Here is an 11617-nt window from a genome sequence, read left to right on the forward strand (position 1 = left end):
CTCATGTCGATGACATGGGCGCTTTTTTTTGGAATTCACGTTAGGGGGAATAAGCATATGGAAAAAGCAACATTCGCCGGCGGCTGTTTTTGGTGCATGGTGACACCGTTCGAGGAGCAACCCGGCATCGAATCAATCGTATCAGGCTACACAGGAGGACATATCAAGAATCCGACGTATGAGCAAGTGAAGACCGGCACGACCGGCCACTACGAGGTCGTCGAGATCACGTTCGACCCGTCGCTGTTCGCTTATGAGCGCTTGCTCGAGCTGTATTGGATTCAAACCGACCCGACCGATGACGGCGGTCAGTTCCAAGACCGCGGCACGCAATATGCACCGGCTATCTTCTATCACAGCGAGGCGCAACGTGTTGCGGCCGAAAAGAGCCGTGACGAGCTTGCGGCGAGCCGGCGTTTCAAGGATCCGATCGTCACGAAGATTTTGCCGGCTGATACGTTCTATCCGGCCGAAGAATATCATCAGGATTTTCATAAAAAGAATCCGAAACATTATAAGGAGGACCGGGCTATTTCCGGGCGTGATGCATTCATTGATGTCGCGTGGGCAGAAAAGGTTTAACGTGTATATTTGGAATTGAACCGGCGCGTCCCTTTCGATGGGGTCGCGTCTTTTTGACTGTTTGGGCATTACTTGTACGAATTAAATGTAAATAATGAATACTCTAATCCCTAGTAGACTTTATTGGGCTTCAGACAAGATGAATGTAATAATAGAAATAATCTGGAGAAAAGAGGGAGAACCTTAATGATCATTAACTATCAATTGACATACGAAGATATGATTGCACTACAAAAGGAGTATCTTAAAAAAACAAGGTCTCGTCGACAAAAAAAGACCACCATACTCATCGCAATAATTTTCTTTGTATATTGGATTGGGTTATTCTTTGCATCACTTCTATTCAAACCGACTTCATCGACAAGTGCATTCTATGACATAATTTCTATCCTTGGAGCATTTGGAGGCGTTATATTTATCATCTTGATGATGCCCGCTATCAGCAAAATTTCCGATCTTGTAAGACTCTTAATTTATAGGTTCTTTTTAAAAAAAGACAATCGCTTTCCCCGAAATCTAATTTTGCACTTTCAAGAAACCGGAATAGAAATCCATTCAATTAATCATCAAATTGAAAAAATCACTAAAGTTACTTGGGAATCTATTGAAAGATTGGGTAACGACGAGCATCGTCTTTTTTTATATTATCTTGATTCTAAAGAAGGCGTAATCGTCCCTATTAGCGATTTTAGAATAAGTAAATCTGAGAAAGAAGAGCTTCGAAGCCTGCTCATTCAATACCTGCCCCCTGGCATAATCGCCGCAAACAGTGGGCGTAAACCATTCTTAGATTCATTTATTAACGAATAGCAAACAATTAATGTGAAGCTATACTTTTTTGTTCATGTAATCAGGATCTAAAGATTTTGGACATCCTATTAAGATTCGGGAGGCAACTACAAATAGCGGACAAAAGATATGGAAACCGGCTATGTTTCGTTTTGGGATGCTGAGTGGTACTATCATTTCAAACTTGGTGACTACAAGTACATAGAGTGGTTAGGAAATTAAAGCATACACCGAAGAACTACGAATAAATCTTATTGATCTACTCGAGAAAATTCATGTACCTGGAAACAATCTCAGATGACTTACACGTAACTTAGAATGAGCCGCTTACACTCTATTCCTCGATTCTTTTGATGCTACTTAAAAACAAAGGCGTTCGAGTGTGTTATCTGAAATGCTGATTCCCTTGCCTCTTCTTTTGTATATTCTCATTTACTTTTTCCCACTTTTTCTTTCGAATCACGACAAGTCACCGTCCATATTCCAATTCAACAAAAAAGAACCAAGTCGCATCAAGCAACTTGGTCCGTCTCAATCAAATTCATTTAGCTTTTCGCGAAACCGAGCATGAAGCCCGCGACGACGATGAGCCCGATACCCATGAAGACGAACACCCGCTCTTTCGTCGTTTTTTCTTCTTTCAACAAGTAGATTCCGCCGAGCGTCGCGACGACGACGTTCAATTGTGACAAGGCGAACGACGTGGCGACCCCGACTTCACCGCTCGAGACGAACAGCCCGAAGTTCCCGATTCCCCAGGCGATCCCGGCCAAGATGTTTTTGAACGTCTTCGGGTCGAACCGTTTGACGTCTTTCTCACGAAGACTAAAGAGCAATGCCGCGATGAACATCCCGACCGACTGCGGGACGATGGCGGTGATGCCGTCGACCTCGAAATAGTTCGTCAAGACGGCGTACGTCACGTAACCGAAACTTGAGACGAGGAGGACGAGGAGTCCTTTCTTCAGAGCCCCGGTGCTGTCCGAGTCTTTCTTTTGTTGATACGAGGTCATCGTCGCCCCGATGATGATCAAGACGAGCGCCGAGAAGCCGAGCCAGAGCTCGGTCGACGTTTGCCAATCGCCGAGGACGATGACACCGAACAACGACGTCCCGACGAGCTGCATACCGGTACTGATCGGCATCGCCTTCGACACGCTTAGAATCTGGAACGATTGGAACTGTAAATATTGGCCGAGCGCCCAGAAGATCCCGGAAATGAATCCGGTCACGACGGCGACGGTCGTGAACTCGGGATTGAACACGAGGAAGATGACGAGCGCCATCACCATTGCCCCCATCGTCGTCCCGATCAATTGTTGGATCGGCTTGCCGCCGACTTTCGATACGATGAGCGGGATGCTCCCCCACATGAGCGCGGGAAGCAATGCCAATAAAATCATTCCCATCAAAAACACCTGCTTTCGTAATATAACATCACCGTTGATTTTCCCATTGCGACAGCGATTTAAACTTTTGAATCTTTTTTGAAAAAGGGCATTGCCAAACGTTTTACTAGGATGATATAATAATTTTCGAACGGGGCATTAGCTCAGCTGGGAGAGCGCCACGCTGGCAGCGTGGAGGTCAGCGGTTCGAGCCCGCTATGCTCCATTAATCGGTCACTTCACTTTTGTGAAGTGGCTTTTTTGTTATATCCGCGCGGTTTAAGCGATTCGGTATCGGGTAATGATTTGAAGACACATCATTATTTAAGGGGGACTTATCATGGACCGTGCCTCGGTTGAAGAGACGATCACTGCAATCATTGACTGTATGCGAGCGAGCAACCATTGCTTCTCGAAAAGTTTACAAGAAGAAGACGTATTGATGGTGAAAGAATGCATCAGGTTGACGCGAGAATGCGCAGACATCTGCGCTCTCGCCTTGAACGCCCTCGAGACGGACTCGGCGTTCGCTAAACCGATCGGCGCGCTCTGTGCGCAAGTGTGCGACACGTGCGCCGTTGAATGCGGCCGTCACCTCATGGACCACTGTCAGCGTTGCGCCGAAGCATGCCTCCGCTGTGCCGAGGCGTGCCGAAACCTCGCTGCCGCATAATCGCTTTTCAGTCTAACGATATGTTAGACTTTTTTTATGTTGAAATACTGCTTGAAAAGAGGAACGATTATGCCACATTCTATTTTAGCCATCGACGTCGAGACCGCCAACCGCGATAGCCGCAGCATCTGCTCGGTCGGCTGGAGTCTCCTTCGAGCCGGTGAAGTCGTCGAGACGAACCAACTGCTCGTCAATCCTGAAGAAGACTTCGACCAAGGGAATATCCGCGTCCACGGGATTCGCCCGAGCGACGTCTGGGACGCCCCGACACTGCCCGAAGTGCTCGAACAGCTCTATCCGACGCTTGAAACCGTCGACCTTGTTATGGCGCATAACGCCGCTTTTGATATGGGTGCGTTAAGAAAAGCGATCGTCAAATACGACTTGTACACGTTCCCGACGATCGAATACGGCTGTACGGTCAAGTTGTCCCGTAAACTGTACCCCGGCCTCCCGAACCATAAGCTGAACACGATGGCCGAACATTTGAACGTCCCGTTTATCCATCACGATGCCGCAGAAGACGCACGTGTGTGTGCCTTGCTCGTCCGAGACATGATGCGAAAGACGGGCATTGCCGACCCACACGAGCTTCATCGCTATACGTCCGTGAAACTCGGCACACTCGCCTATTGAGGAAAGGCCCGACGCTGTCGGGCCTTTTAGCGTTTGAAGATCCATCGTTTTTGAACGTAATAACTGACGACAAACAAAAAACTGTCGACGATCACTTTCAAAATGACTTCTCCATCGCGGAAGATAAAAAATAGTGCGTACACGAGTCCGGCCGAAAGCGCCATTTGCGCACCGACCAAACTGAAGTATTTGACCATCGCTCGCCTTGCTTTTGATTTAAAGACGATTTTTCGATTGACGTAATAGTTAAACAAGGAAGAGATGATGCGACCGATGACGGTGGCGACGATGACATGCGTCGTCTCAAACCACGGATTTAATATGAAGATTAATAACGCATACACACCGATGTCCATTAAAAACGAAGCGACCGATGATAAAGAATAGGCCAAAAACATGCGGTAGATTAAAATCGAGTCGATGACAGGACGGAAATGTGACGAGGCGTTCTCGTCGACATACACGGTTTGAATCGGTGTCTGGTGAATAGGTACGTGGAGACGTTTCGTGAACGTCAGCATGTTCATCTCAAACTCATAGCGATTGCCCGGGACGTCGAGCAGCTGCTGCGCATAACGGATCGGAATGGCTCGTAGTCCGGTTTGCGTGTCTTTTAGCCGAAGCCCGCTCCCGATCGTCATGACGAGACGAGTCACTTGATTCCCAAATCGGCTGCGGAGCGGAATCTCGTCCCCGGTGAAATCGCGACATCCCATGATGAGATGATGTGGCCAGAGGACACCTTGGTCATAGACGTGATGAACATCTTCTGGTAGATGTTGCCCGTCCGCGTCGACAGTGATGACGCCGGTCGTATCCGGGAACCGGTCGATAATAAAGCCGATCCCAGTCTTGAGCGCGGCACCTTTCCCTGCATTTTTCTCGTGCTCGAGCAACGCCGAAACATCGGGGCGCAACTCATCAAAAATCGTTCGGCACGTCTCGTCGCTCCCGTCGTTAACGACGACGACATGGACGAACCCTTCTCGTTTCAATGACTGGATCAATTCGACCAGTGCCCGATCGGGATTGTAGGCGGGAATCAGAATCACATATTCACTTAACCGCTCTACAGAATGCATTTGCATCGTCACCCCTCCTTCCTTCCTACTATACCCATCGCTTCAACCGCTGATACCTTCGTCCAAAAAAAAACACGATAGCAAACGCTATCGTGTGGTCATCCGGTAAAGATCAAGTAAGACGAGACGAAGTAGACGAGAACGACGAGAACAGACGGTAACACGTACCGGACTTTCGACGTCACATCTTTACGAAGCACACTGTACATGACGAGAATCGACAAGATCGTAATGCCGATGGCCGTCACTAAGTGGGACGCCGAGACGTCTGCCAAGATCGATCCGTTTTGGTAAAACACGTCCGACATGGCGATGATGACCATATTGAAGATGTTACTTCCTAAAATCGATCCGAACGCCAAGTTCACGTTGCGAAGTTTGAGGGCAACGAATACGGCAACCGCTTCCGGAAGCGACGTCGAAGCCGCGATCAAGAAACTTCCGACGAAACTCGATCCGAGTCCGGTCACGACGGCGATTCGGTCACCGGTGATCGAGAGCGCCGTACCAGCTGCCATGATGACGACGGCGGCGATGGCAAATCCGTAGACAGCCCGTTTGACGGAAATCGAACTAGTCGTGCTAGCGACAACTTCTTGTTCGACTTCTCTTGTTGCCGTCGGTTCTTTCGGCCGTTTCCCAATATAGTAGATCCCGATCCCGTACAAGGCGGCGATCAAGAGAGCATCGACCCCGATGCCGATGAACGTCATGTCGACGCGTACGATTAAAGCGACCATCGTGAGCACAGTGAGCAACAAGCCGAGGCCGGCCGTATACAGATGGTCTCGGCTCGCCTCGTTGAACAGACGCTTCTGACGGAAGTACAAATCGAACATCGCGAGGATAAAGATGTTGAACAAGTTCGAGCCGAGCATGTTCCCGACAGCGATGTCCGGGTTGTTGATCATGACGGCCGAGATACTCGTCGTCACTTCCGGGAGCGACGTCGCACCCGCGAGCAAGACGGTCCCGACAAGGACGCCGCCCATCGATGACTTCTCACTGATGACGTCTGCATACGTCGACAGCTTGATGGCCGCATATACCGTGATGGCAGCCGCGAGTAAAAAATAAACAAATACCATTACTAAAATCTCCCCTTTTCTCATAAACGTCAAAAAAGACCTTTTTACGGACGCCAAATAAGCATCCATAAAAAGGTCTTGCGGACTAAAAGAAGCTCGATGGACCGAGTGCATATACACTGTAATGACGACCCATCGACCACAACTGTGGTCGCTACTCCCCTTCTTATGTTCACCCCGACTATAGCACGGTTGATTCGTCTTGACAATCATTTCACTTCATCAAAGCGATGACGTCTTCGGTCGTGAGCGCCGCCCGATATGACAGCTCGTTCAAACCCGAAAGGACCGGTAGCGGGAAGTCGTCTCGGCGTCCGGCCTCACGCAACTGTTCGGCCAACGCCGTCACTTCTAACAAGTCGATCGGCGACTCTTGTCGATACCTTTCCCGCATCACGTTGTTCAATTCAAACGCGGTTTGACAAAGTGTCGGGGCTTCTTGTACCCAGTCCTCTTCTTCAAAGCCGTCTGTGACGACGGTAATCAATTTTTGCAGTTTTCTTTCCCGTTCTTCCTCCACCCCGTAAAACAGCAAGTTCAACTCCGTTTCAAACGCCTCAATCAGTCCTGTCGTCGAATGGAACGGTCGAAGCGCTTCGAGCAGCTCGTGATAATACCAGGATTGATCGCGGAGCGGCCGTCGGAACCGCTCCCACACCCCTTTGCTGACTTGGTCGATGTCGAGCCGGATCGAGCGCAGGTTATGTAGCTTGTCCGCCGCGAACAACGCGACCTCATCATAACCGAGCGTGTGAACACGTTGGACCATCGCCCGTTTCCGTTCTTCCCACGACAGGCTTTTATCAGGCTCGGTGACCGCTTCGACGAGCCGGGCGACTTCTGGCCCGAACCGTTCGTTAATTTCTATTGTCGAGGTCAACGTGTCTTCAAGCAAATCATGTAATAGACCGGCAACGACGACCGGCATCGATTGCCGATCTTCGGTTAAAAGCATGGCGACTGCGACCGGATGTGTCACGTAAGGGATATGTGTCCCTTTCCGGAACTGGCCGTCGTGACGGATCGCCGCAAAACGGAGCGCTTCTTCAACTAGTTGGTGCATGACGGACCCTCCTTTATCATGTCAAACCGTACCCTCCTCCCTTTACCCTCCAGCAGGTCTAACCACTCAGATCACGGCTTAAAAGTTAAGTCAATGGTCCTATTCCGTCACGCCTCGTAGATCATCTTCTTCGTCATCCCGCCATCTACAATCAAGTTATGGCCGTTCACGAAGTCGTTCGCGGGATCGATCAAATACGTGACGGCACGGACGATGTCTTTCGGTTCCCCGACACGTCCGGACGGGTGTTGAAGATGATCGACGTCCCGCAACGCTTCGTTCGACGTGTGGATCCACCCCGGACTGATCGCATTGACCGTGATCGGCCGGTTCGCGAGCGAGACGGCCATCGAGTGCGTGAGGGCGACGATCCCGCCTTTCGACGCGCCGTACGCTTCCCAATCGGGTTCGTTCTGCAGCGCCCGAGTCGAAGCGATGTTGATAACGCGGCCGTACTCGGCTGATTCGTTCAACGTTAAAAATGCCTTGGCGCAGGCAAACGTCCCGACGAGATTCACATCGATGACCCGTTTGAACGTCTCGACGTCTAATGCCGTCATCGGTTTTTCAAGCGAGGCGATACCTCCATTGTTGATGAGCACATGAGCGCCTTCGAACCGCTCGGCGATTGCGGTGAACGTCTGCGCAATCGACTCGGGATCGCCTAAATCCACGTTAAAAAACGTCACGCCTTCAAGCTGCGGGTCTGTCTCGATGTCTAGTCCAATGACCTCATACGTTTCGGCGAAATGGCTCGCGAGCGCGTATCCGATCCCTTGACTGACTCCGGTGATGATCATCGTCTGTTTCATAAGAATCCCCTCCTTCTTTCTTTTATACCCAAAACGTTCACGACGAGACGTAGCGATCGTTCCAAAGGGTTCGATCGGACGTCGTCACGACGGTGGCGCCGGCAGCAAGCGCGGCATCGACTTCTGCCTCGGTCGAAATGAGCCCTCCGGCGAACACCGGGATGCCGGTGCGCGCGTTCACTTCACGAATATATTTCGGGACGAGCCCAGGCAATACTTCAATATAATCCGGACGAGTCCGCTCGATCATGCGATAACTCTTCTCGAGCGAGCTCGAGTCGATCAGAAACAGCCGTTGGACGGTCTTCACCCGTTTTTGTTTCGCCCTCATAATGACGTTTCCTTTCGTCGAGATGATGCCGTAAGGCTCATACGTCTGGCAAATATATTCGGTCGCGTATTCATCGGCCTTCAACCCTTGAATCAAATCGAGATGGATGAACACATTTTTATCGTGGGCGTTCAACATCCGGAAAACCGCGTCAAGCCTTGCCATATGCACTTCGAGCAGTACACCGACCTTATACGCGCTCGCCAAAAACACTTCAAGGTCACGCATATCGCGGATGGCCGGTAAGACCGACTGATGTTCAAACATCCAACCCCTCCTTTATATGTTACGGTCCCATTATCTATAACAACGACTCGCGAAATCAAGGTTTATTCAGTCAGTATATCGGGAAAATAATTTCATCTACTGTGGAAGGGGATTCAACTTATGGTCAATCAAGTCGAAGTTCGCATTCAAACACCTTCGCCAAAAGAGCATCAACAACTTCGTGTCAAAGCCGGGATGCCGAAACGGTCCGATTCGGCGACGGAAAAAGGGCTCGCTCATACGTTATTCGGCGTCTGTTTATATCGGGACGATGAAATGGTCGGGATGGGCCGTGTCGTCGGTGACGGCGGAATGGTGTTCCATCTCGTCGATATTGTCGTCGACCCCGACTGCCAAGGACTTGGGCTTGGGAAACTGATCATGGAGCACTTGATGGAGTGGATTTTAAACGAGGCGGATGAGACCGCCATCATCAGCTTGATCGCCGATATCCCGGCCGACGGACTATATAAGCATTTTGGTTTCGACTACTCACGGCCTGAGTCAGTCGGGATGGAGTACCAATGGCCCAAAGCGTAAACCGGATACGACGATTCGTCCGTGTAGGAGGTGGCGTATGAATCTCGATATCAACATCATCATCTTCCTCGGCGCGGCACTCGCCCTTATCTCTATCGTCAGCCTATTGATTGAACGTTTGTTTTTCCCGAGCATCTTGGCGTTCATCGGCATCGGGGTCATCGTCGGTTTCTTCTGGGACGGTAACGATGTGTTCAAAATCGCCGGAGAGATCGGCATCATTTTGTTATTCTTCTTGCTTGGCTTGAAGTTCCCGATCAATGAGCTCGTCAAACGGATGCGTCAAGTTTGGAAAGCAGGCGTCCTCGACATCATCCTCGCGTTCGGCGTCTCGATGTTGATCGCGATGGCGTTCGGACTCGATTTTCCAAAAGCATTTTTAATCGGGGCGGTGTTGTACGCGACGAGTTCGTCCATTTCGGCTCGTCTTCTCGAACGTCATCAAGACAAACATGAGAACATTAAAGAGTTCGTGCTCGCCCTTTTAATTTTTGAGGATATTTTCGCCCCGCTCTTATTGACGATCGCACCGTTCATCATTCAAGACGAGCCGATCGCCTTCAGCGATATCGGGAAAGTGTTCGTCGGATTCCTCGTGTTCGGTGTCCTCTTATTCGTCGGAATCAAGTTTGTGATGCGTCATCCACGCACCGTCAAACATTTGCTCCGTCAAGACGATGCGAGCATCGGGCTCATCGGCTTGATTCTCTTTTTCGCCGGCGTCGGTATGGTGTTCGGTCTCTCTGAAATACTCGGGGCCTTCATCGCCGGGATTATGCTCGCCGGGATCCATGACATCCGGCCGCTCAAGCGGTTGACCGTTCCGGTTCGCGATTTGTTCTTACCTATCTTTTTCATCTCGTTCGGGATTTCCATCAACCTCGAGCAAGGGGTCATCATCAATGCGCTGTTCTTCGTGTTGATCGTGTGGGGCGTGTTGTCGAAATGGATCGTCGGCCGAGTCGGCGGACGGATGTACGGCTTGACGCGCGTGCAGGCGAACGAGGCCGGTTTCTCGCTTGCCCCTCGTGGCGAGTTCTCAATCTTGTTCACGGCGTTATCGAATGGCGCGATCAACTTGTTCGTCGGTCTCTACATCTTCGTCTCGGCCATCATCGGGATCGTCTTATTCCGCTTCTCCGAGAGTTTAGCGGAAAAGACGGAACAGACGTTGGAGAAAGTGTTACCTGAAGAGAAAAATAAAAATCAGGATTGACGAAAGGGGCAAGGATCAATGGTAGAAGTAGCGTTCGTTTGTATTCACAACTCGTGCCGCTCACAAATGGCCGAGACGATCGGGAAAGATTTGCTCGGCGACATCGCCCGGGTCCATTCGGCCGGGACGGAAGATTATCCCGAAGTAAAACCGCTTGCTTTAGAAGCCGTACGCGAAATCGGTCTCGACCCGACCGGGCAGTCACCGAAACGTCTCGACGCCATCCCGCAACGGCTCGATTATTTGATCACGATGGGCTGCGGTGTCGAATGTCCTTACGTACCGACAGCGTATCGCGAAGACTGGGGGCTCGACGACCCGTCCGGTCAGCCGCTCGAAGCGTTCCGGGAGACACGGGACGAGATCGTCGCGAAGATGCATCGCTTGCGTAAGCAAATTTTAGCGGACCATCCTGAATTGAAACGTTGAACGGGCCCTCTGACGAGGACCCGTTTTTTCATCTTCAAAACGAAGAGGCGCGTTTTGATTTATTCTGTTTTCGTCGCTTCCGCCAAACGATATAGACGAGAAGTCCGATGGCGAGGAGAGCATAGATGACGTACGAATAGACGTCTAAATATCGAAGGATCGACTCCCAATTCTCTCCGACCCGAATCCCGACATAAATCAATATCGAATTCCAAATGAGTGTCCCGGCCGTACTCAACAATAAAAATTTGGCGAACGGCATGTTCGACATGCCGGCTGGAAGTGAAATCAAGCTCCGGACGACAGGCATGAGCCGTCCGAAAAAGACCATCCATCCTCCGTAACGGTCGAACCAGGCGTCCGCCTTATGGACATCCTCGATATCAAGCCGCAGCCACTTCCCATATTTTTTCGTCCATTTCTCAATTTGTTCAACATCGAGATAAAGCCCGATTCCATATAGCAAAATCGCACCGGCGATCGCCCCGACCGTCGCCGCGACGATGACGAGCCAAATGATCAAATCCGTCTTGACGGCAAAGAATCCGCCGAATAAGAGGACGACTTCTGACGGGATCGGCGGGAACACGTTCTCGATAAAAATCATGAACGCGATGCCGAAATAACCGAACTGCTCGATGATTCCTATCATCCATTCACGCATACGATCGACCTCCATTATATATTCGGTAGTATACCCCCGCGTCGATAACTGAAACCG

At 50.5% G+C, this 11617-nt stretch carries 15 protein-coding genes and 1 tRNA gene; 9 read left to right on the plus strand and 7 right to left on the minus strand.

The features are described from left to right. The first annotated feature begins 57 nt into the window (after positions 1–57). The 3 genes from msrA (at position 58) to JJU47_RS14720 (ending at position 1593) form a co-directional block, all read left to right on the plus strand. Positions 58–582: a peptide-methionine (S)-S-oxide reductase MsrA gene (gene msrA / locus JJU47_RS01190; protein WP_228615742.1), complete on the plus strand. Its 525-nt coding sequence runs from the start codon at positions 58–60 to the stop codon at positions 580–582. 186 nt (positions 583–768) lie between these two features. After that, positions 769–1392 (plus strand): hypothetical protein, encoded by a 624-nt coding sequence (locus JJU47_RS01195; protein ID WP_228615743.1) that lies wholly within the window; start codon positions 769–771, stop codon positions 1390–1392. A 108-nt stretch (positions 1393–1500) separates the two neighbouring features. Then, complete coding sequence (locus tag JJU47_RS14720; protein ID WP_409630377.1) at positions 1501–1593, plus strand: hypothetical protein; 93 nt, start codon at positions 1501–1503, stop codon at positions 1591–1593. Between the two features lie 323 nt (positions 1594–1916). Here JJU47_RS14720 and JJU47_RS01200 read toward each other — a convergent pair whose 3' ends face one another. Continuing rightward, complete coding sequence (locus JJU47_RS01200) at positions 1917–2780, minus strand: GRP family sugar transporter (protein WP_228615744.1); 864 nt, start codon at positions 2778–2780, stop codon at positions 1917–1919. A gap of 132 nt (positions 2781–2912) precedes the next feature. On the opposite strand from JJU47_RS01200, the gene JJU47_RS01205 reads away from it, so the two are divergent. The 3 genes from JJU47_RS01205 to JJU47_RS01215 all read left to right on the plus strand — a co-directional run bounded on the left by JJU47_RS01205 (position 2913) and on the right by JJU47_RS01215 (position 4068). Beyond that, positions 2913–2985 (plus strand) — tRNA-Ala (locus JJU47_RS01205). 114 nt (positions 2986–3099) lie between these two features. Next, positions 3100–3432 carry a four-helix bundle copper-binding protein gene (locus tag JJU47_RS01210; protein WP_228615745.1) on the plus strand — a complete coding sequence of 111 codons (333 nt, stop codon included), beginning with the start codon at positions 3100–3102 and terminating at the stop codon, positions 3430–3432. Positions 3433–3501: 69 nt separating this feature from the next. Beyond that, the gene (locus tag JJU47_RS01215; protein ID WP_228615746.1) at positions 3502–4068 is read left to right on the plus strand and encodes a 3'-5' exonuclease; all 567 of its coding nucleotides are present in this window, start codon (positions 3502–3504) and stop codon (positions 4066–4068) included. A 26-nt stretch (positions 4069–4094) separates the two neighbouring features. On the opposite strand, the gene JJU47_RS01220 is transcribed toward JJU47_RS01215, so the two are convergent. The 5 genes from JJU47_RS01220 to JJU47_RS01240 form a co-directional block, all read right to left on the minus strand. Further along, the gene (locus JJU47_RS01220) at positions 4095–5156 is read right to left on the minus strand and encodes a bifunctional glycosyltransferase family 2/GtrA family protein (protein ID WP_228615747.1); all 1062 of its coding nucleotides are present in this window, start codon (positions 5154–5156) and stop codon (positions 4095–4097) included. Between the two features lie 92 nt (positions 5157–5248). After that, the gene (locus tag JJU47_RS01225; protein WP_228615748.1) at positions 5249–6238 is read right to left on the minus strand and encodes a sodium:calcium antiporter; all 990 of its coding nucleotides are present in this window, start codon (positions 6236–6238) and stop codon (positions 5249–5251) included. Positions 6239–6452: 214 nt separating this feature from the next. After that, positions 6453–7301 (minus strand): HD domain-containing protein, encoded by an 849-nt coding sequence (locus JJU47_RS01230; protein ID WP_228615749.1) that lies wholly within the window; start codon positions 7299–7301, stop codon positions 6453–6455. Between the two features lie 107 nt (positions 7302–7408). Next, positions 7409–8113 carry an SDR family NAD(P)-dependent oxidoreductase gene (locus tag JJU47_RS01235; protein ID WP_228615750.1) on the minus strand — a complete coding sequence of 235 codons (705 nt, stop codon included), beginning with the start codon at positions 8111–8113 and terminating at the stop codon, positions 7409–7411. 37 nt (positions 8114–8150) lie between these two features. Then, positions 8151–8711, minus strand: coding sequence for a glycerol-3-phosphate responsive antiterminator (locus JJU47_RS01240; protein WP_228615751.1), 561 nt, complete (start codon positions 8709–8711; stop codon positions 8151–8153). A gap of 120 nt (positions 8712–8831) precedes the next feature. Between JJU47_RS01240 and JJU47_RS01245 the strand changes: the two genes are divergently transcribed. The 3 genes from JJU47_RS01245 to JJU47_RS01255 are packed head-to-tail and all read left to right on the plus strand — an operon-like array spanning position 8832 to position 10896. Then, positions 8832–9251, plus strand: coding sequence for a GNAT family N-acetyltransferase (locus tag JJU47_RS01245; protein ID WP_228615752.1), 420 nt, complete (start codon positions 8832–8834; stop codon positions 9249–9251). Positions 9252–9288: 37 nt separating this feature from the next. Beyond that, positions 9289–10467, plus strand: coding sequence for a cation:proton antiporter (locus JJU47_RS01250; protein ID WP_228615753.1), 1179 nt, complete (start codon positions 9289–9291; stop codon positions 10465–10467). 18 nt (positions 10468–10485) lie between these two features. Beyond that, the gene (locus JJU47_RS01255) at positions 10486–10896 is read left to right on the plus strand and encodes an arsenate reductase ArsC (RefSeq protein ID WP_228615754.1); all 411 of its coding nucleotides are present in this window, start codon (positions 10486–10488) and stop codon (positions 10894–10896) included. 34 nt (positions 10897–10930) lie between these two features. On the opposite strand, the gene JJU47_RS01260 is transcribed toward JJU47_RS01255, so the two are convergent. After that, a complete protein-coding gene (locus JJU47_RS01260) occupies positions 10931–11560 on the minus strand; it encodes a DedA family protein (RefSeq protein WP_228615755.1) in 630 nt (209 codons plus the stop codon). Positions 11561–11617 lie beyond the last annotated feature (57 nt).

The sequence above is a fragment of the Exiguobacterium sp. genome, from assembly GCF_020832205.1.
GTDB lineage: Bacteria > Bacillota > Bacilli > Exiguobacteriales > Exiguobacteriaceae > Exiguobacterium.